The organism is Ruegeria sp. G5 (genome assembly GCF_056533365.1).
Window position 1 is genome coordinate 344,688 of sequence record NZ_JBQFOK010000004.1, and the last position, 25,314, is coordinate 370,001.

A 25,314-nucleotide genomic window follows, 5' to 3' on the forward strand; every position below is an offset into this window, starting at 1 on the left:
TTGCTGCCAAAAAGAGTATCAAGCACTCCCAACGCAGCCGTGTCAGGTGGACATATTGCGACGCCGTCATGTCTGAAGGCGCCGTTTTCTTCCATCCAACTTTGTCAAAAAGCCAAGCTGAATCAAGAACAACCCAGCAAGATGCTATGACAAAGAAAAATATCAACCCAAGCTCGCACTCGCGGCGCTTTCCGGCAGTTCTTCGTCAAAGCACCGTTGATAGAATTCGGCCACTGTCTGGCGTTCCAGCTCGTCACACTTGTTCAGGAACGACAGGCGGAAAGCATAGCCCACGTTGCGGAAAATCTCGGCATTCTGGGCCCAATTGATAACGGTACGCGGGCTCATGACAGTCGACAGGTCGCCGTTCATAAACGCGGTCCGGGTCAGATCGGCCACAGTGACCATCTGGCTGACGGTTTTGCGCCCTTCTGCCGTGTTGTAGTGAGGGGCCTTCGACAGCACGATCATGGTTTCAGCATCGTGGCTCAGATAGTTCAGTGTCGCCACCAAAGACCAACGGTCCATCTGAGCTTGGTTGATTTGCTGAGTCCCGTGGTAAAGGCCGGTCGTATCACCCAGACCCACGGTGTTCGCTGTGGCAAACATGCGGAAATACCGGTGCGGTGTCAGGATCTCATTCTGGTCCAGCAGGGTCAGGCTACCGTTGGCTTCCAGAACACGCTGCAGAACAAACATGACGTCCGCGCGGCCCGCATCGTATTCGTCGAACACGATCGCAACAGGGTTCCGCAGAGCCCAGGGCAGAATACCTTCGCTGAACTCTGTGATCTGAACGCCGTCTCTCAGCTTGATCGCATCCTTACCGATCAGGTCAATCCGGCTGATGTGGCTGTCCAGGTTCACACGTACGGCGGGCCAGTTCAGCCGTGCCGCGACTTGTTCGATATGGGTCGACTTACCCGTACCGTGGTAGCCTTGGATCATAACGCGGCGGTTATGGGTAAACCCGGCCAGGATGGCCAAAGTGGTCTCGGGGTCGAACTTGTATGTTGCGTCGATTTCCGGAACCCGCTCGGTCACTTCGTAAAAGCGTTTGACCTGCATGTCAGTATCGATGCCGAAGACTTCGCGGACCGAGATCTCTTCTGAAGGGTGTGCGTTTGCGTCAATCGGCCAATCCATGCCTGTCGTCCTTATTCCTGATACCGCATCTGCGCGCGGGCTTCTGAACCCGTGTGTGGTGCAACATATTCCGGGCAAGGGCAAGGAAAAGCCGCGCGCCGAATGCGCACAGATGATATTTCTTTTGAAACAGTTCGATTGGCGCACAAAGCGAACCAGTTGGGCAAAGCGCACAACCACCATGCTATACTGGCCAAAATGTCGTCTATCGCGAAAGCTTTTGTCTATTTCAACGTAGGAATTCAGCTTTATGAATGGGGTATTTAACTCTACGTAAAGGCGCTCTAAGATCGGTCTAGGGCCATGTGTGTTATGGTCTTTACAAAGTGAGATGGTGAATGGTCTGCAGCCGACCTCGGTCGATACCCACACTGCGTGTCGACGCACGAATTGGACAGCACACCAATGGCGGAGCATGATGAATGTCATTTGATGCGCTCCTTCATTCGGTCAACGAAACCAACGGAGGTGGTAATCTGATTGTTCAGGGGTCTACGACCCCGGTGATCATCTCAGGTTTGACCGTTTCCTTCGACGGTGGCGATACGTTTGTACCCTACACCTACCTTGGGCAGGGGACGTTTCGCGGTACGGACGAAGCGGCTGATTTCATTGAGGTTGATGGCGAAATCTACGCATTCAGCCCAGTCGATCCCACCGGGCCGCTCAGCACCGGCAATTGGCAAATCACTGTCGGGGATTTGGACCCTACCGATCCACCTTGTTTTGTCGCGGGGTCCTGGATCGACACGGTAGAAGGACCGCGGCGGGTCGAAGATCTGTCTGTAGGGGATCATCTGTGCGTCGCGGATGGTCGCGCGTTGCCAATCGTTTGGATCGGAAAGCGGACGCTGAGCGCAGAGAAACTACAGCAACGTCCAGAATTTCGACCGGTTTGCATTAAACGAGATGCGCTTGGTGTCGGAATACCTGATCGGGATCTTTACGTTTCGCCACAACACCGGATCGTGCTGCAAGGTTGGTGGGCCGAACTGTTTTTTGGCGAACCCAAAGTGTTTTGCGCTGCGATACATCTGGTCAATGATCATACGATCCGCCGGGTCGAGGCCGACGCGCCCGTGGTCTATTTCCACATTGCCTGTAGCGAGCATGTCATTCTGAGATCGCAGGGTCTGGACAGCGAAAGTCTCTTTCTTGGGGATCAGGCGTTGAAATCATTTCATCGCGAAGACGTGGAAGAGTTGCGCGCGCTGTTCCCCGAGCTGCGGATGGAAGGCCATATTGAACAAACCCGGCTTCGTTGTCTAAAGCGTCCCGAAGCCGCGCTATTGGCCGATGTTATCTCTCGGCAGTAGAACAGTTCCCGGTTTGATTATCCGCGGATCGGGGACTGCCTTTTCCAAAGATGAAGGACCCTGCGTCAGATAACTGCGTTTTCGATAACTTGCGCCACGGCAATCGCTTTTTCAGCCAACCCTGGTTCGGTGTCATCATCCAAAGCTAGTTTCTCAACTCGTTTGTACAAAGCCGGCGAAGTGTAGAACTCGTAGACACGTGTATTGCCCGGGCTTTCCCAGAATGCCGTAATCCAGATGGATTCCCGCCCGGGGATGCGATGGCGGCACCAGTCATTCCAGAACCGTTGAACCAATACCTCGTCCGGTGAAGCGGCGACCTGATCCAACAGATCGTCCAGCGACCAACCCGCCAGCGTAAACATACAGAGCGTGTCGTCAAGCGGTTCTCGTTCCCGCATGATCTCGCGGTGCAGAAAGGCTTGACGAAACCTGTCCAGAACTTGCCACTCTTCCGTCGACCAATTCTCGGGGTTGCCAGTGTCGAAACGGCTCAAACTGACTTCAAGCCCGACGCTTGCAACCTCGCCATCGACGGCAAGGATTTCAAGAATCCGTGGCAGCAGATACGCCCATGTCGCCTTTGCAATCCCGTTGGGGTCGTATGCTGCAAAAAACCAATCCTGCACATAATGAAGGGGAAGTTGGTCTATGTCCGGTGTGAAAAAATCGGCTTCGATCTCAGCGTCCATGCAACACCCTTCGCAGACCTCGATACTCTGAGGTTTGGGGTAGGCAAAAACGCGATAGGCATCCGCGATAATGTCAAAAAGCGGATGATCCGGCGTTATTTTAGCACGAAGGGGTTTTTGCATTTTGTGCGTCATCTGAACAATGGCTCATTTTGCCAAACAAGTGGCTAGCCCCTGTTTCCAGCTTTACGCTAACGACAGCAAAGTCAACGTCAGGACGCCGTATTTACTTGAAGTTGCGGCTATCCTTGATCTGATCCCAGGCCCAAACCACCTCTTGCAGCTGTTCTTCCTGAGACCTGTCGCCACCGTTCATGTCCGGGTGCAATACTTTGATCAACTTTTTGTAGGCTTTACGCACTTCGGCCTTTGTCCAGCTGTCGTTGGCTTCGAGAATCTCGATAGCGCGGCGCTCGGTCGGGGGTAGGCGGCGACCGCCCCCGCCGCTCGTGCGGCCCTTGTTCTGCGTTCCGTTCGCACCAAGCACCTGATGCGGATCCTCAATCCCCAGCCGGGCCCAGGCGCGGGCCTCGGGGTCGCCCATGGGCTTGGTCTCACGCTCCCAGACCTTGTCTTTCGATCGTTGCGCGTTCATCTCGGCTTCGGTCGTGCCGTCGAAGAAATTCCACTTTTGGTTATATTCGCGCACATGTTGCTGGCAAAACCAGAAGAAATCATCCAGCACGTCCGGCGCCTTGGGGGCGCGGAATTTCCCGGCCTCTTCGCAGCCCTCGTGGTCACAAATTCGGACCGAGGTCTCGGACGCACCCGACATACCCCGACGTCCGCGCGGGTTCTTTTTCTTGGCGCTGGAGACGGACATATCGAATCCGAAAGGGTCTGATTTCGTCATGCTGTGATCCTTAAGAACGCATCTTCTCGACTCGGAGGCAGCAGTTTAGTCTAAGCAGCCAAAAGTAGAAGAGGGGAGCGGTAAAATTTTTGCCGCTAAGCGTAAAAATGACCGTTACCGAAGAAATCAGAACTTGCCTGCAAGCCGCCTTTGACCCCACAGAGCTGGACGTCGTTGACGACAGCGAAAGCCACCGGGGCCATGCGGGCTTTCAGGAGGGCGGCGAGAGCCATTTTGACGTGCGGATTCGTTCTGCAGCCTTCGAAGGCCAATCACGTGTAGCTCGTCACCGGGCCGTGCACAAAGCGCTGGGGGACATCGTCCCGCGTATCCATGCGCTGGCGTTAGACATCGGGGTATAATGAATGCTTGGGAATTTCCGAAACAGGGGGGCGGTAAATGGCTGAGACAATACTGGACTCAACTCTGACCTGTCCTTTGTGTCGTCACGTGGAAACCGAAGTCATGCCCACGGATGCCTGCCAGTGGTTCTACGAATGCAAATCATGTGGCGCGGTTCTTAAGCCGCGACAGGGCGACTGTTGCGTCTTTTGTTCTTACGCAACCGTTCCGTGCCCACCTATCCAAGAAGGCAAGGCGTGCTGCGGTTAAAAAGGTTGGCTTAAGGTCATGATTTGTCCTGCGGCTCTGGCATCGCCTCAGCCCCTTTTAGTGACAATGGGGGTTCTTTGACCTGCTCGGCGATTGGTGCTGGCGCGATAACAGCCTCGGGGCCCGGAACCGGCTGGGCCAGCGCCACGCCGTCCGGCGTTTCGGTGGGGCCGCGGGTCGTTGCAAAGGCCACTTCTATCTCACGTCGGAAAACCAGAATGTTTCGCCAGTTGACGGTCGAACTTGTCAGGCCCGCGCGTTCTTCGCTGGGCAGTAGTTCGGCGCGTTGGTATTCCCACCCTTCCTGGCCCATTTTATTCAGAACTTGTTCGATGGATGCCGCAAACCTGTCCTCGGCAGCTTTGCTGCCCTTCGCCTTGGCGCCTTTTTGCGGAGCGGGAACAACTTTGTATTCGTAACGCGGCATCGGATCTTCCTACTTATCTGTTCCCGGCAATCTAGCATGTTGGCGCTATTGGGAAAGTCATCAAAGCGAGCTGAGCGATTTCAGTGTGAGGTGTTGCGCGAACCCTGCGACATCTTTTCAAAGAAAAGGCGGCAGAGAGGTATGAAACCCGCTGCCGCCAAATCCGATTAAAGCGTAGAAATCAGTCGCCCAGTTTTTTGGCAACCAGTTCGTTCACGGCCTTGGGGTTGGCCTTGCCGCCGGTGGCTTTCATAACCTGGCCAACGAACCAGCCCGCTAGTTTCGGGTTCACCTTGGCCTTTTCGACCTGCGCCGGATTGGCGGTTATGATCTCGTCCAAGGCAGCCTCGATCGCGCCAGTGTCGGTCACCTGTTTCATGCCGCGTTCTTCGACGATCTGAGCCGGGTCGCCACCTTCGGTGTAAACGATCTCGAACAGGTCTTTGGCGATTTTGCCCGAGATCGCGTCCGATGAAATCAGATCGATGATCCCACCCAACTGCGCCGGAGACACGGGCGAGTCGGTGATGTCGTGGTCTTCTTTCTTCAACCGGCCGAACAGCTCGTTGATGACCCAGTTCGCGGCCAGTTTGCCGTTGCGGCCTTTGGCGACGTCCTCGAAATAGGCGGCGCTTTCGACCTCGGCAGTCAGAACCGATGCGTCATAGTCGGTCAGGCCGAACGCTTCGATGAACCGTGCCTTTTTGGCGTCGGGCAGTTCCGGCAGTTTGGCGGCGATGTCGTCTACCCATGCCTGTTCGATCTCCAACGGCAGCAGGTCTGGGTCGGGGAAGTAGCGGTAGTCATGCGCTTCTTCCTTGGACCGCATGGACCGCGTCTCACCCTTGTCCGGGTCGTACAGACGCGTTTCCTGCTCAACCTCACCACCGGCCTCGACGATTGCGATCTGGCGACGAGCCTCGACCTCAATCGCTTGCTGGATGAACCGCATCGAGTTCATGTTCTTTATCTCACACCGCGTGCCCAGATGCGAGAAATCCTGTGTTTCCTGATACTTTTCATAAGCCCCTGGCAAACAGATCGAGACGTTCACGTCCGCCCGCAGGTTACCGTTCTGCATGTTGCCGTCGCAGGTACCCAGATAGCGCATGATCTGGCGCAGCTTGGCGATATAGGCGGCGGCCTCTTCGGGGCCACGGATGTCAGGGCGGGACACGATTTCCATCAGACAGACGCCGGTCCGGTTCAGGTCGACGAAGGACATATGCGGGTCCATGTCGTGGATCGATTTGCCCGCGTCCTGCTCCATGTGGATGCGTTCGATGCGAACCATGCGTGCGGTGCCGTCACCCATCTCGACCAGCACTTCGCCTTCGCCGACAATGGGATGGTAGAGCTGGGAAATCTGATAGCCCTGCGGCAGGTCAGGATAGAAATAGTTCTTGCGGTCAAAGGCCGATTTCAGGTTGATGTCGGCTTTCAGGCCCAGCCCGGTGCGCACCGCCTGTTCCACGCAGTATTCGTTGATCACCGGCAGCATGCCGGGCATCGCCGCGTCCACAAAGGCCACGTTCGAGTTCGGCTCGGCCCCGAATTGGGTCGACGCGCCCGAGAACAGTTTGGCATTGGATGAGACCTGAGCGTGCACCTCCATCCCGATTACCAGTTCCCAATCGTGCTTGGCCCCGGCAATGGTTTTAACTTTGGGCATTTCGTATGTCAGGTCGAGCATGGCGCGCCTCATATCCGCAGAAGTCTAAGCCTGCGTATTAGGCCCGGCGCGCCAAAGGGGCAAGGGGGAATTCAGTGCTGAGACAGGCGTAGACCCGCCGGAGTAAATGTCACGTCCTTGCCATCGCGCAATTCGTCGCGGAACAGATTGCCGATCGCGCGCAGGGCATCGCGGTGACCCCGTGCCGCAAAACGTTCAGGCGAGTTGATACGGACCGAGTTGTTGAACCCGTCAGCCGCATGCGCCCAGATCAGCGGGTGCAGTTCAGTCATGTAATCGCGAATAAGCCAATTGGCGGCCTCGTGGATCTGCGCGCGCACTTCGTCCGCTTGCTCGTTGCGGCCAGCACCGGACTGGATGGTAATGGCGCAATAGGCGGCCAGCATGTTGACAGTCTGCTGGTCGGGGCGGTGGCGGAGGATGTCCCGCAGGCCCTGAAGGAAATACTCAACGTCCAAACGCGCGCAGGCTTCGTCATCCAGTACAATTGCGTCGAACTGTGCCCAGGTGTATCCACCGGCGCCCCAGATATCATGGGTCCGCGCCGCGTTGCGCAGGGCCTGAACCTCAAGCTCTTCGTAGCTTCCGAACCAACGGGGCAGCAGATGGGTTCCCATAGCGCGCATATGGCGTTGGTTATGGGGATCCAGTTCAATCAGCCGTTCGTATTTGTCTGAAACACGCGCCGTCAGCTTGCGTTGACCGGCCAGCAATGCGCAGTCAGCGGCCGCCACAATCGGGCTATCCGGCGCGGCCTCGCGGCATTTCGGCAGGATAGCAGCGGCCCGATCGAAATGGGCGGCGCAGCGCGATTGATGCAGCGGTGGCAGCTTGGCATCCGTAGAGGTGCCGCGCCACGCCCAAGCCAGATCAATATGGGCCAAAGCAACAACCAGGGCGATCATCGGATCGTCCGGATTTTCCCGCATTTCGTCTTCGAGTTCCGAGATCCCGCACAGCAGGTCGTATTCGGAAAGGGCTTTACCATCGGACAAAGCATGTTCTACGGCCAGCACCACATCCGAACGCGCCCCGAAGGCCAGCAATTCTGCAATTGGCATTCCGTCAGGTGCTGACGCCCGGGCGTCGTCTGCCTTGGCCATTTCACGGGAAAGTTCTTCCCAGCGGTCCTGACGTGCCAGATAGCGACCCTTTTCGATAGCATCGTGTCCCACCAGATCACCTGCCTGCAGGTCAGCTACTGGAATGTTGACCTGGCCGCGATCCGGAAGCGCTGCGCTTACGTCAGATGCGATATCCAAGTTGGCAGACATCGCGATGGACGGGCAGGGGGTCTTGGGCTCTTGGCTTTGAAAAAACCGAAACATGGCAACACTCGATAACTAAACTTCACTGGCAACTTACCTCTGAACCCTCACTTGGATTTAGCTAAAATTCAAGATTCAGGGGGGTTATTGTCCACGAAATGCGTATAGTGTGGCCTGACCGCTTTAATTTGGTTCAGAAAGCGGTGAAATGGTGGCGATCTACGCGGAACCCGGCCTGCTCAAAAATAGGTTCCAGAACTTTGTGTGGCGGGGTCGACTCGTCCGGCAAACGAATCCTTTTGCCGGAGTTTAGAACTACAGAAACGCGCACCGAAAAATCCCATCGGGTATCAAAACGGACGTAGTCGATATCTTTCAAGCTGACTTCCGCCGTTCGGTTTCCGGTGAACCAATGCAGCGATTTCTCATCCAGGGTCATACCGGCACGTGTGTTCTGCAGAATATCCCAAAGCGCCGGCAGCGTCGGCAACGCCAAAAGCCCGACAAGCCACCAGACGGCATCAAACAACACCACCAGCGCAAGCAGCGCGCCGTAGACGCAAATAAGTATCGCAAAGGCACGCGGTGATCTGTTGTGGCGGGTAAAACTGTACGGTGTCATGCTGCCAGAATGCGCGAGACCATCTCGGTCGTGTCCCGCGACAGGTCCGGCGTTTTCGCAATGCGTTCAAGCTGTTCCCGGATAAGGCCTTGCCGCCCCTCATCATAGCGTTTCCAGGTCTGGAAGGCCGAACACATCCGGGCCGTTGTCTGCGGGTTCAATGGATCCAGTTTGATCAGCCAATCCGCCAAAAGCGCGTAGCCTGCACCGTCTTCGCGATGGAACCCTGCGTGGTTCATCGCCAGCGCTCCCATGACTGCGCGAAAACGGTTTGGATTCTTCCAGTTGAAATCTGGATGCTCTGTCAGCGATCGCGCGATTTCAGCCGCATCTGCGGGTGCCGCCATCGAGACTTGCAGGCCAAACCACTTATCCATAACCAGCCGATCATGTTGCCATTGATCGTAGAAAGCAGCCAATTCGGTCTCGCCTTTTCCCGCCCTAAGCAGGCAAGACAGCGCAGTTAATTGCAGCGTCATGTTATCGGCGGCTTGATACGCTTCGGCTGCTTTTACGCCGCCATCAAGGCGCGAGGTCAGTGACAGGGCCGCTCCACCCAAGGCGCGCTTGCCAGATTGAACCGCGTCAGGACTGTAGGGTTCGTCGATCACTGTCTCGCTGTGCAACCGTGGCAGCAGGTCCTGTACGTGTTGCGCGGTCACCTGCCGTAAGGTCTCAACCGCGGTCCAGATCGCCATCGGATCGGGCGTGTGGCTGCGTTCGTACAGGGCGGCGGCCAGTTCGGATTGCGTTGGCAATCCCAGCATCAATCCACGGTAGGCAGGATCCAGATTGCCGTCTCGTAGTACAGCAAGAATACCGTCCAGGTAATCCGCGTCAGGTGCGGTGTCGTTTTGGATCATACCCAGCAATGTGTCCTCGGCCAGCGATCGACCGGCCTGCCAGCGATTGAACGGGTCGGTGTCATGGGCCAGAAGGAACGCTTGTTCTACCGAGCTTTGGTCCCGTTCAAGAATGACCGGAGCCGAGAAATCCCGCAGGATCGAGGCCGTCGGTTTCGCGGCCAGTCCCGGAAAAGCAAAGCTCTGGGTGGCTTCGGTCAGTTCCAACACTTCGGTCGCGCGAACTTCATCACCATTTGGGCCAAGCAGGCCAACGGCAACAGGAATAACCTGCGGCAGCTTCTCGTCCTGACCGGGTGTGGGGGCGGTATGTTGTGACAGGGTCAGTGTGTAGGTTCCATCCTCCCAACTGTCTTTGACGGACACACGAGGCGTGCCGGATTGACTGTACCAGCGTTTGAACTGGCCGAGATCGCGACCTGTGGTGTCTTCGAAGACCTTGATCCAATCCTCGATGGTACAGGCTTGCCCGTCATGGCGATCAAAGTAGAGATCCAGCGCCTTGGTGTAGGCCTCATCCCCGACGAGGCGTTTCAGCATTCCAATAACCTCGGAGCCTTTTTCATAGACGGTGGCCGTGTAAAAATTATTGATTTCCTGAAAGCTTTCGGGCCGTACCGGATGGGACAGCGGGCCGTTATCTTCGGGGAATTGCCGCGCGCGCAGGTCGATTGCGTCGTGGATGCGCTTGACCGGCGCAGAGCGCATATCGGATGTGAACTGCGCATCGCGGAACACGGTCAGACCCTCTTTCAGGCACAATTGGAACCAGTCACGGCACGTGATCCGGTTTCCGGTCCAGTTGTGGAAGTACTCATGCGCAATGATCGCCTCGATCCGTTCGAAATTCGTGTCGGTCGAGGTTTCAGGGCTGGCCAGAACCGCAGAAGAGTTAAAGATGTTCAGGCCCTTATTCTCCATCGCGCCCATGTTGAAATCATCGACGGCGACGATGTTGAAGACGTCCAGATCGTATTCGCGGCCATAGACGTCCTCGTCCCATGTCATGGATTTCTTCAAGGCTTCCATACCGAAAGCGCATTTACCTTCGTCGCCGGGGCGAACCCACAGGTTCAACTCGACATCACGCCCGGACTTGGTTGTGAAACGGTCCGGGTGTGCAACAAGGTCACCGGCGACCAACGCAAACAGATAGGCTGGTTTCGGCCATGGATCGGTCCACTCGGCCCATCCATCTCCTTTGCCTGACGGGTTGCCGTTGGACAGCAATACCGGCAGGTCACCGTTGATGCGAACCGTAAAAGTCGACATCACGTCAGGACGGTCCGGGTAGAATGTGATCTTTCGAAAACCTTCGGCCTCGCACTGCGTGCAGTACATGCCGTTTGACATATAAAGCCCCTCGAGCGCGGTGTTGTTGCCCGGGTCGATCTCGACCTCGGCTTCCCAAACGAACTCAGTGTCGGGAACGGTCGCGGTCAGGCCTTCGGGGGTGACCTCGGGCTTGATCTCGTCACCGTCAATTCTCGCGCTGATCAGTTTCAGGTTTTCACCATGCAGAAAGAAGGTGCGGTCCGTGGTCTCTGGGTTGGGGCGGAATGCAATCCGAGACGTCACGCGTGTCGCATGCGCGGCAAGATCAAAGGTCAAATGCACACTGTCCACAAGAAAACCAAAGGGCGTATAGTCTTTCAGGTAGATTGTCGTTGGGGCAGCGTCGCGCATTTGGGGGCCTCGCATCGGTTTGGGTCTGGCGCGACGTTATGAGGTGTCGTTGCGGGCTGCAAGCAGAGCATTGAGGCTCGTTCGGCCGTCGTTTGAAGATTTTGGTAAGATTTTTTTACCGAAATTTGGCCTCGCACGTTGCCTATCGGAAACTTTCACTCTAAATGCTGGCTGCATACAGTGGCGTACATTCGTGGGAGAGAGCGATCATGACCAGCAGACAGACACGCAGCGGGCTTCAGGTTGATCCGGTACTGGCCGAGTTCATCGAGGCAAAAGCCCTGCCGGGAACCGGAGTGACCGCGGATGCGTTCTGGGATGGCATGGCGCGCATGGTGGCTGTGCTTGGGCCAAAGAACCGCGATTTTTTGAGCGCGCGGGAAACAATCCAGGGGCAACTGGACGCCTGGCATATCGAACGTAAAGGCCAGGTTCACGACGCCGATGCGTATCAGGCCTTTCTGCGCGAGATCGGGTACCTTGTCCAAGAGGGCGATGATTTCGAAATCGAAACCACCAATGTCGATCCTGAAATTGCAGCTATCCCCGGGCCCCAACTGGTCGTGCCGATCACGAATGCCCGGTTTGCACTGAACGCCGCGAATGCACGCTGGGGCAGCCTTTATGACGCGCTGTACGGGACTGATGCAATGGGTGATTTACCATCCGGCGGCGGGTATGACGCAGCACGCGGCGCGCGCGTGATCGCGTGGGCGAAAGGCTTTCTCGACGACGCGGCCCCACTGGCCAGCGGGTCGTGGGCGGACGTGACCGAATTGCGTGTCGAAGATGGCGCACTACAACCTGCGTTGGCTGATCCGTCGCGTTTTGCGGGCTTAGGTGGTTCGGCAGACAGCCCAGAGTTCATTCTGCTGAAAAACAATGGTTTGCACATTAAGGTCGTCATCGACGCGTCCAGCAATATCGGGGCGTCCGATCCGGCAGGTATTGCAGATGTGCATTTGGAATCTGCCCTGTCCACGATCATGGATTGCGAGGATTCGGTGGCCTGTGTCGATGCAGAAGACAAGGTTGTGGCCTATGGCAACTGGTTGGGCCTCATGAAAGGGGATCTGACCGAAGACGTGACCAAAGGTGGCAAAACCTTTACGCGTAAGCTAGCCGATGACCTGAACTACACCACTTCTGGCGGAGCGGAGGCGACGCTGAAGGGACGATCCCTTATGCTGGTGCGTAACGTTGGCCACCTGATGACCAACCCGGCGGTTCTGGATGGCGAAGGAAACGAGATCGGCGAAGGTCTGATGGACGCGCTGTGCACTACCTTGATCGCCATGCACGATCTGCAGCGCACTGGCGGGAATTCGGTCACAGGTTCGGTTTACGTGGTCAAACCGAAAATGCACGGACCCGCCGAAGTTGCCTTTGCGGTCGAGATTTTCGACATGGTCGAAGACATCCTCGGCCTGCCGCGCAATACCGTCAAACTTGGCATCATGGACGAAGAGCGCCGCACCTCTGCCAACCTCAAGGAATGCATCCGGGCTGCGAAATACCGTGTTGCCTTCATCAACACCGGCTTCCTTGATCGCACAGGGGATGAGATCCACACCTCAATCGAGGCTGGTCCGATGCTGCCCAAGGGCGACATGAAGGCAACGCCGTGGATTGCGTCTTACGAAGATCGCAACGTCGACATCGGTTTGGCCTGCGGACTGAAAGGCAAAGCGCAGATCGGTAAAGGCATGTGGGCCATGCCGGATCGGATGGGGGAAATGCTGGAGGCCAAGGTCGGGCACCCGCAATCAGGTGCCACCTGTGCCTGGGTTCCATCGCCGACCGCCGCAACGCTGCACGCCACGCATTATCACAAGGTTGACGTGCTGGCCCGTCAGGACGCGCTTGCTGAAGGCGGTGCGCGGGGAACGTTGGATGACCTGCTGACGGTTCCGCTGCTCGCGGGCCGTAATCTGGGCGATGAAGAGATCACGACCGAAATCGAAAACAACGCGCAAGGCATCCTTGGTTATGTGGTGCGCTGGGTCGATCAGGGGGTCGGGTGTTCCAAAGTACCTGACATTCACGATGTCGGCCTGATGGAAGACCGCGCAACTTGTCGGATTTCGTCTCAGGCGTTGGCCAACTGGTTGCACCACGATGTGGTCTCGGAAGAACAAGTCATGGCGGCGATGAAAAAGATGGCGGCTGTCGTGGATCGACAGAATGCGGATGATGCAGCCTATCGCCCGATGGCGCCGGGATTTGACGGCATTGCATTCCAGGCGGCTTGTGATCTGGTCTTCAAGGGACGCGTGCAGCCCTCTGGTTACACCGAACCAGTGCTGCATGCCCGCCGTCTGGAACTGAAAGCCAGCCTTTAACCACATTCGAAAAACAGGACACGACATGGCAGTTTCCTTGCGCAAAGCCCGTACAATCATTCGCAAGACCCTTGAAAAAGGGCGCGAGATGGAACTGAAGCCCCTTTCTGTGGTGGTGTTGGACGCAGGCGGGCACGTCATCGCGTTCGAGCGCGAAGACAGCGCCGCGCCGGGACGTTTTGCGATTGCGCAGGGAAAAGCCTATGGTGCGGTCATGCTGGGCATGGCCGGTACCGCTCAGATGCAGCGGGCTGAAGCGCAGGCGTATTTTATGGCCGCTGTGAACGGTGTTTATGGCGGCCAAGTCGTTCCCGTACCCGGCGGCATTTTGCTGCGCGACCGGAAAGGCGCTGTGATCGGAGCGGTTGGTGTGACGGGCGATACGTCCGACAATGACGCCGTTGCAGGCATGGCCGGCATCGACGCTGCAGGCCTCACTGGCGAGATCTAATCCGCTTGGTTGACGGCGCTGATTGAAGCGTCGGTTTCCTATCGGACAGCAGGGCAGCAAAGCTGCTGCTTTTTTGCCCTGTGTGCAGCGTTGAACATGTACCTGCGCTAACATTCAGGGCGTGTGCTATTGCGCGCTGGTGACCCGGTCGGTAGTTTTTTGTGAAAAGGTCACGAAAAAATTGGGAAAGCGGAATGGCTCGACCCGTCGTCGGTATTATCGGCAACTCGCATCTGATTAATGATGAATACCCGACCCACGCGGGTGGGACGATGAATTCTGAGGCGGTTGCGAACGTATCGGGGTGCCTGCCCATGCTGATCCCGGCGGACCCCCGATATGTCTCGGTCGAGGAACTGCTTGAGGTCTGCGATGGCTTTCTTTTGACCGGCGGACGCCCGAACGTGCATCCAGAAGAATACGGCGAGTCCGCAACCGATGCGCATGGTGAATTCGACCGTGCGCGGGATGCTATTACCCTGCCGCTGGTTCGGGCCTGCGTCGAACGCGGCCAGCCGTTCTTCGGCATTTGCCGGGGCTTTCAAGAAGTGAACGTCGCGATGGGCGGAACGCTTTACCCCGAAATCCGCGACCTGCCGGGCCGGATGAACCATCGCATGCCTCCAGACGGGACGTTGGAGGAGAAATTTGCCCTTCGCCATATCGTGACACTGTCCGAAGGCGGTATTTTTCACCGTCTACTGGGGGCGCGCGAGGTGATGACAAACACTTTGCACGGGCAGGGGATCAAAACCGTGGGGCACCGCATCGTCATTGATGGCCACGCACCAGACGGCACCCCCGAGGCGACATATATCAAAGATGCGCCGGGATTCACGCTGTCCGTACAGTGGCATCCTGAGTGGGACGCCGAAAACGATCCCGTCTCACGTCCGCTTTTCACGGAGTTTGGCAAGGCCGTCCACGCATGGTCGGCCAAGTCGGGCGCTGGTCTGGTTCAGCGATCCGCATAAGAATTGCACCGTCCCAGCTGAAGAACGCCGGATCGGTGCAACGCGATTAAATCAGCAGATCAAATTGATTGATCAAAGGCAGAGAGCGCGCGCGCTGACCGGTCAGATCAAACAGCGCATTGCCCAGTGCGGGCATTGCCGGTGGAGTTCCGGGTTCACCCACACCACCGAGGCGAGGGTTGGTTTCCAGAACACGAACCTCGGTCACCGGTGCGTTATGCATGCGCAGGGCGTCGTAATCGGGGAAGTTGAATTGCTCAACCTCGCCATCCGCAAAGGTGATCTCACCCATTACAGCGGCGGAAAGCCCGTAAATCATGCCGCCAAACATCTGCGCCTCGACCGTACCTGGGTCCAACGCGATGCCAACGTCACAAGCGATCCAAGCTTTGGAAATGCGAATGGTGCCATCTTCGTCGACGACCTCAATGACCTGCGCAACCGGTGTGCCAAAGCTGTAGGTCATCGCAACTCCGCGACCGACTCCGTCTGGCGTTTCGCCCGTCCAGCCTGACATCTCTTTGACGGCCTGCAAAACGCCCGCCGCTGGCGCGAACTCGGCCTTGGCAAGCTCAAGGCGGAATTCCAGCGGGTCGCGACCGGCTGCGTGGGCCATCTCGTCCATGAATGTCTCATGGAAAAAACCGTTGTGACTGTTACCGACCGAGCGCCAGAACCCAACGGGGACGTCCAAGTCGGCTATGTGTCCACTGATGCGGTAATTCGGTACGGCATAGGGCTGGTTGAACAGCCCCTCGACCAAGACCTTGTCGGGTCCGCCGCCCGGCAGGCCCGTGTAGCGCTCCATGGCTTGCTGCGTGCAGGACTGTGAAGCAACCTTGCCGTCGATCAGAACAGCCTTTCCATCTTTGACCGCGCCGCGCATCCGACCGATCGCTGCGGGGCGATAATAGTCATGGCGCATATCTTCTTCGCGGCTCCACGTCGTTTGAACGGGAACGCCGGGCATTGCCATCGCAACTTTTGTGGCAATTTCGGCAAAGTCCAGCTCGCCACGCCGACCAAACCCGCCGCCCAGGTAGGTTGTATGCAGTTCGACCGCCTCTTTATCCAGATTGGCGGTGTTTGCCGCGCGGATCTGAAGCAAAGTCGGCGCTTGGTTGCCACACCACAGGTCCAGCTTGGTTCCGGTAAACAGCGCGGTTGCGTTCATCGGTTCCATCGTGGAATGGGCAAGATACGGTACGCGGTATTCGGCGGAAATTTCAGTGGCACCTTCGGGCAGTGTTTCCACATCGCCGTCATCACGCATGGTCGTGTTCGGCGCATCGTCAAAGGCTTCGGCGATCTTGGCGAACAGCCCGTCGGTTTCCGGCGGGTAGGGTGCGTCGCCCCAGTCGATATCAATCGCCTCGACCGCCTGAATGGCCAGCCAGGTATTGTTGGCGATCACGGCGACGCCGTTATCCAGATCAACGACCTTTTCAACACCGGGCATTGATGTTGCGGCGCTGGCGTCGAACCCGTTCATGGCGCCCCCCAGTTTGGGGTTCATACGAACCGACGCGAACTTAAGTCCTTCGGGGCGTACATCGATGCCAAATTCGGCCGTGCCGGTGGATTTTCCAACAACATCCACACGCGGCAGGTTTTTGCCCAGCAGACGCCAGTCGGCGGGGTCCCTAAGTTCGATATGCGGAGTTTCGATCTGCCCCGCAGCCTCGGCCAGCTCGGTGTAGGGAATGCGTGTGCCGTCCGGGGCCACCACTGCGCCGGTTTCCGTCTTTAACTGGGCACGGTCCACGCCTAAACGATCGGCTGCTGCCTGTTTCAGCGTCTCACGCGCGGTGGCGCCGGCCTCGCGCATCCTTTCGAAGCCGTCCTTCATCGAAGTCGACCCGCCGGTTACCTGCAGGTTCAGGGTTTTACCCAAAACGCCCAAGGCCTCAGCCAGGTTGTGTTGGAAATCTGAGATATCGTAGCCCTTGTTGGGTAGGCCTTCACCGACGAGCGCGGCGTTGTAGTAAGCAGCCGCAGCAGGTCCGTGGAGAACACGGATGTCTTCCAGCTCGACGTCCAGCTCTTCGGCGATTAGCGCGGCCCAGGTCGTCATTACACCCTGTCCCATCTCGGCGCGCGGGGCAAAGAGGGTGACGCCTTGTTGGTCGACCAGAATAAAGGGATTTAGTGCTGTTTCGCCCTGACCCGGTTTCAATGGGTTCGCGGCCGGGCGGCTGACGTGATATGCGCCAAAAGCCACGCCGCCGACTATTGCGGCGGAACCGATCAGGAATGTGCGGCGGAGGATTCTTCCTACAGATGCCATCTCTTAGGCCTCCTTCAACTTGGCGGCGGCGTCATGGATTGCAGCCCGAATGCGCGGATAGGTTCCACAGCGGCACAGGTTGCCCTGCATCGCATCGTCTATGTCCTGATCTGTGGGCGAGGGGTTTTCCGCCAGCAATGCTGCGGCCTGCATGATCTGGCCAGACTGACAATACCCGCATTGCGCGACCTGATGATCGACCCAGCTTTGCTGGATCGTGGCCATTGCCTCTGGGGTGCCGAGACCTTCGATCGTGGTCACATCACCCCATACATCGGAAAGGGCGACCTGACAGGATCGCACGGCCTCACCATCAATGTGGACTGTGCAGGATCCGCAGGCTGCAACCCCGCAGCCGAACTTGGTGCCTGTCAAACCGATTTCGTCCCGCAGGACCCACAAAAGCGGTACATCGTCAGGCAGATCAACCTGATGGGTCTTTCCGTTGATTTTAAGGGCGGTCGCCATGGCGCACCTCTCTTGGCTGTGGCTGGTTTCTGACATAATTGTCGTAAAGTGTCAGGGTGTCAATTGACAAAATATGCAAAAAATGTCAGAGCGGATTCATGAAAGACAAATTGGACGATCCGAAACAAAGCGCGATCCTTGCTTCGGCGCTTGAGGCGTTTGCGATTTACGGGTTTCGCAAAACCTCGATGGATGACATCGCGAAGGGCGCCGGGATGTCGCGCCCTGCTGTCTATCTGCATTACAAGAACAAAGAAGCTATCGTGCGTAGCCTGACCCAGGCACACTATGCTGAAAAGATTGAAAACGTGGCACTGGCCCTGTCGGGTGAGGGCAGCGTTTCGACCCGTCTGATGCAAGCAATTGCGGCACAGATTGAGGGGATGGCAGCCATCCTAGCTTCGCCCCACGGGATGGAGATGCTGGATACCAGTAAATCCATGGCTGCCGATATTCTGGCAGAGGGCGAGGGAACATTGACGTCCCTTTATGCCGACTGGTTAAGGCGCGAGGACGAAGGCGGGCGGGTGCATCTGCCGAACGGACCAGACGAAACGGCCAAAACCATTACGGCAACCCTGATGGGCGTCAAACTGACAGCAGCCAGCGCTGATGAGTTCGAGCAACGGATTTCCCAGTTGGGGCAACTACTGGGCGCCGGGTTAGAGGTCAGGTAACGCGCTGCCGCACTTTGAATTCGGGCTTGTCCCAGAGCTTGTTTGCGATGATATCGGCAAGAATGTCGACAGCCTGCTCGACATCGTTTTCATCAATGTACAACGGTGTGAATCCAAACCGCATGACATCAGGCGCACGGAAATCTCCGATGACCCCCCGCGCGATCAGCGCCTGCATGGCCGCGTAGCCTTCGGCGAAACGGAATGAGACCTGACTACCGCGCTGTTCTGGGTCACGGGGGCTGGCAAGATGCAGGTCGGGGCAGGTGGCCTCGACCCGCGTTATGAACAACTCGGTCAGTTCTGTGGACTTGGCGCGCACATCGTCCATTTCTGCCATGTCCCAGATGTCCATTGCGGCGGACAATGCGGTCATCTGCAGGATCGGCGGCGTGCCGACGCGCATCCGTTCGATCCCGTTTCCGGGGCGGTAGTCCAGATCAAAGGCAAAGGGGGCTTCGTGTCCCAGCCATCCGGACAGGGCAGGGCGCACGCGATCCGATAAACGTGGCGCGACGTAGATAAACGCAGGCGCGCCGGGCCCGCCGTTGAGGTATTTGTAGGTACACCCCACCGCGAAATCCGCGTTGCAGCCGGAAAGATCGACCGGGATCGCTCCGGCGGAATGGGCAAGATCCCAGACCGTAACAGTGCCGTTTGCGTGGGCCTTGTCCGTCAACGTTTTCATGTCATGCATCCGGCCTGTGCGATAGTCGACCTCGGTCAACATCAATACGGCGATGTCTTCGGTGATGTTTGCTGCGACATCTTCTGGTTCAACAACGCGCAGCTCATAGTCAGGACCAAGCGATCGCAGCAACCCGTCAACCATATACAGGTCCGACGGGAAATTGCCGCTGTCTGACAGCACCACCTTGCGGTCAGGGCACAGTTCCAACGCTGACGCGACCGCCTGATAGACCTTGATTGACAATGTATCGCCGGTCACGACGCTTCCCGGTTCTGCGCCGATCAAACGCCCAATCCGATCCCCAAGCCCGGTCGGCAAGGCCATCCAACCGGCTTTGTTCCAACCGGTGATCAACATCTGCCCCCATTCATCGGTCATCATTTGACCCACACGGTCAGACGCGGCCTTGGGCAATGGTCCAAGCGAATTACCGTCCAGATAGATGGTGCCTTCTGGCAGGTGGAACATGGCTTTGGTCGCTGAAAAATCGGTCATGCAGGGTCCGCCGTCGTGATGAAATGATGGTTTGGAACTGGCTACCCGAAGCGGATCGTGCTGTCCATCTGTGCAAAACCAACGGCAAGAACTGCAATAAATTGCTGCGACTATCTGGAGTTTTGATCTTCCTGTCGGAAAGCGGTAGACCATCTGTCGAAAACGACACTTTTTTTGAAAGTGACAGACAGGTAACACGCAAGAATGCAAAAAATCGACATCCCTCCGATCTGGCTGTTGGGTGCTGCGTGTCTTGCGTGGCTACAATCGCGTTACTTCTCGCTGGGCCTTTCACTGGATGGGTGGCTTACGGATCTACTCAGCGGGATCCTGATTGGCGGGGGTGTCATTCTTGCGATTTTGGCGGTCATGGAATTTAGCAAGTTCAAGACGACGGTTTTTCCGCATCAGGTTCCATCGTCCATGGTGCAGACCGGAATATTCAAGCGTAGCCGGAACCCGATTTACCTTGGCGATGTGCTGATATTGACCGGATTGATCCTGCGTTTTGATGCGGTTCTGTCTTTGGTTCTGGTGCCGGTTTTTGTCTGGCTGCTGGAACGCAGATTCATCCTGCCTGAAGAAGACCGCCTGCGTCGAAAGTTTCGAGCGGACTTTGCCCGCTATGAAAAGCAAACCCGGCGTTGGATCTGAGGATGAACAACGAATGACGTAAAGTGACAGATGCTGCGGTTGCGAAACAATCTTTCGCAATGTAGATGAGGGCTTGATGAAAAATGCAAGATACATGCGCGAACATATCGAAAATTAGGGGGACCCACCGTTGAAGATAGGAACGCCAAAAGAAACTTTTGACGGTGAGAACCGGGTGGCGATGACGCCGGACTCGGCACGTCAACTGCAGAAGCTGGGGTATGACTGCCTGATCGAAAAGGGTGCAGGTGCTGCCGCAGGCTTTTCAGATGCAGCCTACGAAGCGGCCGGCGTCGAGGTGATCAAAACCGCCGCTTCGCTTTGGAAAACGGCGGATATCGTCGCCAAAGTGCGGCAGCCCAATGAGACGGAGCTGAAGCGCCTGACCAAGGGCAAGACTCTGATTTCATTCTTTAATCCGGCTGGGAATGAAGAGGGGATGGAAGTCGCCAAGTCCAAGGGCGCGAACGTGATTGCCATGGAAATGGTGCCGCGTATCTCGCGCGCACAAAAGATGGACGCGCTGTCCTCGATGGCCAATATCGCGGGCTATCGGGCCGTTATCGAAGCGGGTAATAACTTTGGCCGGTTCTTCACCGGTCAGGTGACCGCTGCCGGTAAAGTGCCGCCTGCCAAGGTTTTGATCGTTGGTGCCGGTGTCGCAGGTTTGGCGGCTATTGGCACGTCCACTTCGCTGGGCGCGATCACCTATGCGTTCGATGTGCGCCCCGAGGTGGCCGAACAGGTTGAGTCCATGGGGGCTGAGTTCGTCTATCTGGACTTCGAAGAAGAACAGCAGGATGGCGCGGCAACAGGCGGCTATGCCTCGGTCCAGTCGGAGGAATTCCGCAACGCTCAGCTGGCCAAGTTCCGTGAGCTGGCACCGGAAATGGACATCGTCATCACGACGGCGCTTATTCCCAATCGCGAAGCGCCTGAGCTTTGGACCAAGGACATGGTCGAAAGCATGAAGCCGGGTTCGGTTATCGTGGACCTCGCGGCTGAAAAGGGCGGCAACTGTAAGCTGACCGTCGCGGACGAGAAAATCGTGACCGACAATGGCGTGACCATCATCGGCTACACTGATTTCCCAAGCCGGATGGCGTCGCAGGCATCGTCGCTTTATGCAACGAACATCCGCCATATGATGACCGACCTGACCCCTGAAAAGGATGGTCAGATCAATCACGACATGGAAGATGACGTGATCCGGGGCGCAACTGTGACCCATGAGGGTGAGATCACCTTCCCGCCGCCGCCACCCAAAGTTCAGGCGATCGCGGCGCAGAAAAAACCCGAAGTCAAAGAACTGACGCCGGAAGAGAAGAAGGCGCAAGAGATTGCCGCATTCAAGGCGCAAACCAAGCAGCAGTTCACCTTGCTGGGTGTCGGTGGCGCGCTGATGTTGCTGGTGGGTCTGGTTGCCCCGGCCAGCTTCATGCAGCACTTCATCGTGTTTGTGCTGGCAGTATTCGTGGGCTTTCAGGTGATCTGGAATGTCTCGCACAGCCTGCACACTCCGTTGATGGCGATTACCAACGCGATTTCGTCGATCATCATCGTCGGGGCGCTCATGCAGATTGGGTCGGGTTCCTTCCTGGTCATTCTGCTGGCGGCGTTGTCTGTCTTCATGGCCGGGATCAATATCTTCGGCGGCTTCCTCGTCACACGGCGCATGCTCGCCATGTTCCAGAAATCCTAAGGAGGTCGGGCATATGATTGGCTTTACTTCTGCCGCCTACGTTGTCGCGGCTGTCCTTTTCATCCTGTCCCTTGGTGGCTTGTCGAACCAGGAAAGCGCAAAGCGCGCCGTCTGGTACGGCATCGTCGGTATGGCGCTGGCGGTTTTCGCCACTCTGGTTGGTCCCGGTTCTGGCCTGTGGTTGCTGTCGATCCTGTTGATCATCGGCGGGGGCCTGATCGGTCAGTATGTTGCGAAACGGGTCCAGATGACCGAGATGCCGCAGCTGGTGGCTGCGATGCACTCGCTGGTCGGTCTGGCAGCTGTTTTCGTGGGTTTCAACGCGCATTTCGAGATCGGGAACGTCGCGCAGGTCATGGCCATTGTGGACTCGGCTTCGCAGGCTGACTTGTCCGATCTGGGCGCATTTGCCAAACTCATCGCCAAGAAAACACCGGCCGAGCTGGCCATCCTGCATGTTGAATTGTTCCTCGGCATCTTCATCGGTGCGATTACCTTTACCGGTTCTGTCGTCGCCTATGGAAAGCTTGCGGGTAAGGTGACCTCGGCGGCGACCAAGTTGCCGGGTGGCCATGCGCTGAACGCGGCTGCTGCGGGCCTCTCGTTCATCTGTCTGATCTGGTACACCAGCTCGGGAGGGTTCTTCCCACTGTTCCTGATGACGCTGGCGGCGCTGTTTATCGGCTATCATCTGATCATGGGCATCGGTGGGGCGGACATGCCGGTGGTTGTTTCGATGCTCAACAGCTATTCCGGCTGGGCCGCGGCAGCGATTGGTTTCAGCCTTGGCAATGACCTGTTGATCGTCGTCGGTGCGCTGGTTGGATCGAGCGGTGCGATCTTATCGTATATCATGTGTAAGGCGATGAACCGTCACTTTGTCAGTGTGATCCTGGGTGGCTTTGGTGGCCCGCAGGGCGAGCAGATGGCGGTTGAGGGCGAGCAGATTGCAATCGAAGCGGATGGCGTTGCTGCCGCTCTGAATGATGCCGACAGCATCGTCATCATCCCTGGCTACGGTATGGCAGTTGCGCAGGCACAGCAGTCGGTGTCCGAACTGGTCCGCAAGCTGCGCGCCAAGGGCAAGAACGTGCGTTTCGCAATCCACCCCGTTGCCGGTCGTTTGCCGGGTCACATGAACGTGCTGCTGGCCGAGGCCAAGGTGCCTTACGATATCGTGCTGGAAATGGACGAGATCAACGACGACTTCCCTGAAACGGATGTGGCAATTGTCATCGGGTCCAATGACATCGTGAACCCGGCGGCTCAGGAAGATCCCAACAGCCCGATCGCTGGTATGCCGGTTCTGGAATGCTGGAAGGCCAAGCAGGTGTTCGTGTCCAAGCGCGGTCAGGGTACAGGTTACTCGGGCATCGAAAACCCGCTCTTCTTCAAAGAGAACACGCGCATGTTCTATGGCGACGCGAAAGCCAGCCTGGACAAGTTGCTGCCGATGATCGAGTGATCGGGTGGTATAGTTAAACTGCAAAGGGCGCCTTCGGGCGCCCTTTTCTTTTTGGTTCGGATGGGGGCTTTGCCCCCAAACCCCCAGGATATTTTTAGCCAGATGAAGCATGCGTGATGTGCTAAGATCAGTGACGAAAGCGAGGTTGGTGATGGAGACAGTGAACGGCATCGGCGGTGTGTTCTTTCGGGCGCGTGACCCGCAAGCTTTGACGGAGTGGTATGAAAAGCATCTGGGCGTGCATCATTTCGATCCGGTTCCTTGGAAGCAGAGAGAGGGGTACACGGTTTTTGCACCCTTCGCGCAGGACACTGAGTATTTTGGGCGGGCCGAGCAGCAATGGATGATCAACTTCCGTGTTGATGATCTGGCCGCGTTGACGAGGCAATTGGAAGCGTCGGGAATCTCGGTTGAAACGCAAGACGAATGGAATAGCGAGGTAGGACAATTTGCCCGCATTCACGACCCGGAGGGTAATCCGATCGAGCTGTGGCAGCCTAATCAATGACATAGCCGCTTTGCATACCGTTGTATCCATGTAAGCGTATGAAATAAAACAGAATTGATGTCTGGACTGCGTGTCGTATAGTGCGTCTGACCATACGGAGCCACGAATGACGCCCATTGAAGACCACCCCCTGCGCTACGCCCTTGCAAACGAACTGCACGCGCGCCCTTTTCCCGTGGCGTCGTCCCCGTGCACCGTGGTTTTCTTGGCGATCAAGAAGCCGGCGGCTGCTGTGGCGCGCGATCGGGGCGAAGATATGGCCCATCTGATCGAGTTGCTGGATCGCCATGGGGCACAGCACCCTCAACCTGAGGCGACGCATTATGCAGGTCAGATTGGGCGCCATTGGCTTAAATGGGAACAGCATACCGAATTCGTCACATATACTGCGATCACGCAGAACGTTAGCGAACGTGCATTTAACCCGGCTGATTTCGAGGTGTTTCCGATGGATTGGCTGCAGGAAAGCCCTGGGCAACGGGTGACTTCGGCCATGATCCGCGTGGTGGAGAGGGGACCGGATCAAGCGGTCAAATCCGCCTTGGCGGATTGGTTCGAGCCGGAAAGCCTTGCGGTGGCGCGTGTTCTGGATGACGCTGCGGTCTGTGCCAGTGACTTCCGTATTGATACCGCTGGGCACATGAGGTTTGCCCTGTTCGTTAGCGAAGGAACGAAACAGCGCAGAACCGGGCGGATTATCCAGCGGCTTTGCGAGATTGAGACCTACAAGGCAATGTCCATGCTGGGGTTCGCCCGCGTCAAAGAACTGATGCCGCGCATTGGCGAACTGGACGGAAAGCTGACCGAATTGATGGGGCAGATGACTGATAACTCAGCCCATCCAGACAAGTTGTTGCCGGATTTATTATCCACGTCGACAGAGTTGGAGACGATATCCGCGCAGTGTTCCTTTCGGTTTGGGGCCACCGGGGCCTATGAGGCGATCGTTAACCAGAGGATCGAAGTCCTGCGAGAACAAAGGTTCGAAGGACGGCAGTCTTTCGCGGACTTTATGATGCGCAGGTATGATCCCGCCATTCGCACCGTGAAGTCTACAGAACGACGTCTGCAAGCGCTGTCAGATCGGGCAATCAGGGCAGGTGAGTTGCTGCGAACCCGGGTGGACGTAGAGCGGAGTGCGCAGAACCAGGCTTTGCTGGAAAGCATGGATCGCCGCGCCGACCTTGCTTTGCGCCTTCAACACACTGTCGAAGGTTTGTCGGTTGTCGCGATCAGTTACTATGCAGTCTCATTGGCGAGCTATCTGCTGTATCCTCTGACCAAGGCGGGGATCAGCAAGGGTATGTTGACAGCCATTGTAACCGTACCTGTCGTTTTGGGTGTTTGGTTCGCGATCAGAAGGATACGAAAGCGGCTTGAATAATCTTCGTTTGCCAATCGGGACGCCAGCTGTAGTAGTGG

General features: G+C 57.0%; 23 protein-coding genes. 12 read left to right on the plus strand and 11 right to left on the minus strand.

Annotated elements, in window-relative coordinates:
* Positions 1-162: 162 nt before the first annotated feature.
* Entirely contained in the window at positions 163-1,146 is a 984-nt protein-coding gene (cobS, locus tag ACR0BD_RS09775) for a cobaltochelatase subunit CobS (protein WP_480696071.1), read from the minus strand.
* 422 nt (positions 1,147-1,568) lie between these two features.
* On the opposite strand from cobS, the gene ACR0BD_RS09780 reads away from it, so the two are divergent.
* The gene (locus ACR0BD_RS09780; RefSeq protein WP_480830151.1) at positions 1,569-2,462 is read left to right on the plus strand and encodes a Hint domain-containing protein; all 894 of its coding nucleotides are present in this window, start codon (positions 1,569-1,571) and stop codon (positions 2,460-2,462) included.
* A 65-nt stretch (positions 2,463-2,527) separates the two neighbouring features.
* Here the strand turns inward: ACR0BD_RS09780 and ACR0BD_RS09785 are convergent, their stop codons facing one another.
* On the minus strand, positions 2,528-3,277 hold the full coding sequence (locus ACR0BD_RS09785; RefSeq protein ID WP_480830152.1) for a hypothetical protein: 750 nt from the start codon (positions 3,275-3,277) through the stop codon (positions 2,528-2,530).
* Between the two features lie 103 nt (positions 3,278-3,380).
* Positions 3,381-4,007: a J domain-containing protein gene (locus ACR0BD_RS09790; protein ID WP_480830153.1), complete on the minus strand. Its 627-nt coding sequence runs from the start codon at positions 4,005-4,007 to the stop codon at positions 3,381-3,383.
* A gap of 107 nt (positions 4,008-4,114) precedes the next feature.
* Between ACR0BD_RS09790 and ACR0BD_RS09795 the strand changes: the two genes are divergently transcribed.
* Together ACR0BD_RS09795 and ACR0BD_RS09800 are read left to right on the plus strand one after the other, a co-directional pair.
* Entirely contained in the window at positions 4,115-4,369 is a 255-nt protein-coding gene (locus ACR0BD_RS09795; RefSeq protein ID WP_480830154.1) for a BolA family protein, read from the plus strand.
* A 37-nt stretch (positions 4,370-4,406) separates the two neighbouring features.
* A complete protein-coding gene (locus ACR0BD_RS09800; RefSeq protein ID WP_480830155.1) occupies positions 4,407-4,619 on the plus strand; it encodes a GDCCVxC domain-containing (seleno)protein in 213 nt (70 codons plus the stop codon).
* 16 nt (positions 4,620-4,635) lie between these two features.
* Here ACR0BD_RS09800 and ACR0BD_RS09805 read toward each other — a convergent pair whose 3' ends face one another.
* The 5 genes from ACR0BD_RS09805 to pepN all read right to left on the minus strand — a co-directional run bounded on the left by ACR0BD_RS09805 (position 4,636) and on the right by pepN (position 11,178).
* Positions 4,636-5,046: a DUF4177 domain-containing protein gene (locus ACR0BD_RS09805; protein ID WP_480830156.1), complete on the minus strand. Its 411-nt coding sequence runs from the start codon at positions 5,044-5,046 to the stop codon at positions 4,636-4,638.
* Between the two features lie 181 nt (positions 5,047-5,227).
* Positions 5,228-6,739, minus strand: a complete 1,512-nt coding sequence (gene gatB / locus ACR0BD_RS09810) for an Asp-tRNA(Asn)/Glu-tRNA(Gln) amidotransferase subunit GatB (protein ID WP_480830157.1) — start codon at positions 6,737-6,739, stop codon at positions 5,228-5,230.
* Between the two features lie 71 nt (positions 6,740-6,810).
* Complete coding sequence (locus ACR0BD_RS09815; RefSeq protein WP_480830158.1) at positions 6,811-8,067, minus strand: hypothetical protein; 1,257 nt, start codon at positions 8,065-8,067, stop codon at positions 6,811-6,813.
* 133 nt (positions 8,068-8,200) lie between these two features.
* A complete protein-coding gene (locus ACR0BD_RS09820; RefSeq protein ID WP_480830159.1) occupies positions 8,201-8,629 on the minus strand; it encodes a hypothetical protein in 429 nt (142 codons plus the stop codon).
* Positions 8,626-11,178 carry an aminopeptidase N gene (gene pepN, locus ACR0BD_RS09825; RefSeq protein ID WP_480830160.1) on the minus strand — a complete coding sequence of 851 codons (2,553 nt, stop codon included), beginning with the start codon at positions 11,176-11,178 and terminating at the stop codon, positions 8,626-8,628. Before pepN ends, ACR0BD_RS09820 begins: the two co-directional genes overlap by 4 nt.
* A 209-nt stretch (positions 11,179-11,387) precedes the next feature.
* On the opposite strand from pepN, the gene ACR0BD_RS09830 reads away from it, so the two are divergent.
* The 3 genes from ACR0BD_RS09830 to ACR0BD_RS09840 all read left to right on the plus strand — a co-directional run bounded on the left by ACR0BD_RS09830 (position 11,388) and on the right by ACR0BD_RS09840 (position 14,945).
* A complete protein-coding gene (locus tag ACR0BD_RS09830; RefSeq protein WP_480830161.1) occupies positions 11,388-13,520 on the plus strand; it encodes a malate synthase G in 2,133 nt (710 codons plus the stop codon).
* Positions 13,521-13,545: 25 nt separating this feature from the next.
* A complete protein-coding gene (locus ACR0BD_RS09835; protein WP_480696047.1) occupies positions 13,546-13,971 on the plus strand; it encodes a GlcG/HbpS family heme-binding protein in 426 nt (141 codons plus the stop codon).
* 194 nt (positions 13,972-14,165) lie between these two features.
* A complete protein-coding gene (locus tag ACR0BD_RS09840; RefSeq protein ID WP_480830162.1) occupies positions 14,166-14,945 on the plus strand; it encodes a gamma-glutamyl-gamma-aminobutyrate hydrolase family protein in 780 nt (259 codons plus the stop codon).
* A gap of 46 nt (positions 14,946-14,991) precedes the next feature.
* Here the strand turns inward: ACR0BD_RS09840 and ACR0BD_RS09845 are convergent, their stop codons facing one another.
* A complete protein-coding gene (locus ACR0BD_RS09845) occupies positions 14,992-17,232 on the minus strand; it encodes a xanthine dehydrogenase family protein molybdopterin-binding subunit (RefSeq protein ID WP_480830163.1) in 2,241 nt (746 codons plus the stop codon).
* Positions 17,233-17,235: 3 nt separating this feature from the next.
* Positions 17,236-17,700 (minus strand): (2Fe-2S)-binding protein, encoded by a 465-nt coding sequence (locus ACR0BD_RS09850; RefSeq protein ID WP_480830164.1) that lies wholly within the window; start codon positions 17,698-17,700, stop codon positions 17,236-17,238.
* 98 nt (positions 17,701-17,798) lie between these two features.
* On the opposite strand from ACR0BD_RS09850, the gene ACR0BD_RS09855 reads away from it, so the two are divergent.
* Positions 17,799-18,377, plus strand: a complete 579-nt coding sequence (locus ACR0BD_RS09855; protein ID WP_480830165.1) for a TetR/AcrR family transcriptional regulator — start codon at positions 17,799-17,801, stop codon at positions 18,375-18,377.
* Here ACR0BD_RS09855 and kynU read toward each other — a convergent pair.
* Positions 18,370-19,563 (minus strand): kynureninase, encoded by a 1,194-nt coding sequence (gene kynU / locus ACR0BD_RS09860; protein ID WP_480830166.1) that lies wholly within the window; start codon positions 19,561-19,563, stop codon positions 18,370-18,372. The two genes, ACR0BD_RS09855 and kynU, sit on opposite strands and share 8 nt — an antisense overlap.
* A 204-nt stretch (positions 19,564-19,767) precedes the next feature.
* Between kynU and ACR0BD_RS09865 the strand changes: the two genes are divergently transcribed.
* The 5 genes from ACR0BD_RS09865 (at position 19,768) to ACR0BD_RS09885 (ending at position 25,276) form a co-directional block, all read left to right on the plus strand.
* Positions 19,768-20,217 carry a methyltransferase family protein gene (locus tag ACR0BD_RS09865; protein WP_480830167.1) on the plus strand — a complete coding sequence of 150 codons (450 nt, stop codon included), beginning with the start codon at positions 19,768-19,770 and terminating at the stop codon, positions 20,215-20,217.
* A 130-nt stretch (positions 20,218-20,347) separates the two neighbouring features.
* On the plus strand, positions 20,348-21,919 hold the full coding sequence (locus ACR0BD_RS09870; RefSeq protein WP_480830168.1) for a Re/Si-specific NAD(P)(+) transhydrogenase subunit alpha: 1,572 nt from the start codon (positions 20,348-20,350) through the stop codon (positions 21,917-21,919).
* Between the two features lie 13 nt (positions 21,920-21,932).
* Positions 21,933-23,384, plus strand: coding sequence for an NAD(P)(+) transhydrogenase (Re/Si-specific) subunit beta (locus ACR0BD_RS09875; protein ID WP_480830169.1), 1,452 nt, complete (start codon positions 21,933-21,935; stop codon positions 23,382-23,384).
* A gap of 151 nt (positions 23,385-23,535) precedes the next feature.
* Positions 23,536-23,892, plus strand: coding sequence for a VOC family protein (locus ACR0BD_RS09880; RefSeq protein ID WP_480830230.1), 357 nt, complete (start codon positions 23,536-23,538; stop codon positions 23,890-23,892).
* A 106-nt stretch (positions 23,893-23,998) separates the two neighbouring features.
* On the plus strand, positions 23,999-25,276 hold the full coding sequence (locus ACR0BD_RS09885; RefSeq protein WP_480830170.1) for a DUF3422 family protein: 1,278 nt from the start codon (positions 23,999-24,001) through the stop codon (positions 25,274-25,276).
* Positions 25,277-25,314: the final 38 nt, after the last annotated feature.

Excerpts from the sequence above, each read along its gene's own strand:
- ACR0BD_RS09805 (WP_480830156.1), bottom strand. The coding sequence starts at position 5,046 with ATGCCGCGTTACGAATACAAAGTTGTTCCCGCTCCGCAAAAAGGCGCC.
- ACR0BD_RS09815 (WP_480830158.1), bottom strand. The coding sequence starts at position 8,067 with ATGTTTCGGTTTTTTCAAAGCCAAGAGCCCAAGACCCCCTGCCCGTCC.
- ACR0BD_RS09800 (WP_480830155.1), top strand. The coding sequence starts at position 4,407 with ATGGCTGAGACAATACTGGACTCAACTCTGACCTGTCCTTTGTGTCGT.
- cobS (WP_480696071.1), bottom strand. The coding sequence starts at position 1,146 with ATGGATTGGCCGATTGACGCAAACGCACACCCTTCAGAAGAGATCTCG.
- ACR0BD_RS09830 (WP_480830161.1), top strand. The coding sequence starts at position 11,388 with ATGACCAGCAGACAGACACGCAGCGGGCTTCAGGTTGATCCGGTACTG.
- kynU (WP_480830166.1), bottom strand. The coding sequence starts at position 19,563 with ATGACCGATTTTTCAGCGACCAAAGCCATGTTCCACCTGCCAGAAGGC.
- ACR0BD_RS09845 (WP_480830163.1), bottom strand. The coding sequence starts at position 17,232 with ATGGCATCTGTAGGAAGAATCCTCCGCCGCACATTCCTGATCGGTTCC.
- ACR0BD_RS09780 (WP_480830151.1), top strand. The coding sequence starts at position 1,569 with ATGTCATTTGATGCGCTCCTTCATTCGGTCAACGAAACCAACGGAGGT.
- ACR0BD_RS09795 (WP_480830154.1), top strand. The coding sequence starts at position 4,115 with ATGACCGTTACCGAAGAAATCAGAACTTGCCTGCAAGCCGCCTTTGAC.
- ACR0BD_RS09855 (WP_480830165.1), top strand. The coding sequence starts at position 17,799 with ATGAAAGACAAATTGGACGATCCGAAACAAAGCGCGATCCTTGCTTCG.
- ACR0BD_RS09835 (WP_480696047.1), top strand. The coding sequence starts at position 13,546 with ATGGCAGTTTCCTTGCGCAAAGCCCGTACAATCATTCGCAAGACCCTT.
- ACR0BD_RS09820 (WP_480830159.1), bottom strand. The coding sequence starts at position 8,629 with ATGACACCGTACAGTTTTACCCGCCACAACAGATCACCGCGTGCCTTT.
- ACR0BD_RS09785 (WP_480830152.1), bottom strand. The coding sequence starts at position 3,277 with ATGCAAAAACCCCTTCGTGCTAAAATAACGCCGGATCATCCGCTTTTT.
- ACR0BD_RS09790 (WP_480830153.1), bottom strand. The coding sequence starts at position 4,007 with ATGACGAAATCAGACCCTTTCGGATTCGATATGTCCGTCTCCAGCGCC.
- ACR0BD_RS09850 (WP_480830164.1), bottom strand. The coding sequence starts at position 17,700 with ATGGCGACCGCCCTTAAAATCAACGGAAAGACCCATCAGGTTGATCTG.
- ACR0BD_RS09880 (WP_480830230.1), top strand. The coding sequence starts at position 23,536 with ATGGAGACAGTGAACGGCATCGGCGGTGTGTTCTTTCGGGCGCGTGAC.
- pepN (WP_480830160.1), bottom strand. The coding sequence starts at position 11,178 with ATGCGCGACGCTGCCCCAACGACAATCTACCTGAAAGACTATACGCCC.
- ACR0BD_RS09885 (WP_480830170.1), top strand. The coding sequence starts at position 23,999 with ATGACGCCCATTGAAGACCACCCCCTGCGCTACGCCCTTGCAAACGAA.
- ACR0BD_RS09875 (WP_480830169.1), top strand. The coding sequence starts at position 21,933 with ATGATTGGCTTTACTTCTGCCGCCTACGTTGTCGCGGCTGTCCTTTTC.
- gatB (WP_480830157.1), bottom strand. The coding sequence starts at position 6,739 with ATGCTCGACCTGACATACGAAATGCCCAAAGTTAAAACCATTGCCGGG.
- ACR0BD_RS09865 (WP_480830167.1), top strand. The coding sequence starts at position 19,768 with ATGCAAAAAATCGACATCCCTCCGATCTGGCTGTTGGGTGCTGCGTGT.
- ACR0BD_RS09840 (WP_480830162.1), top strand. The coding sequence starts at position 14,166 with ATGGCTCGACCCGTCGTCGGTATTATCGGCAACTCGCATCTGATTAAT.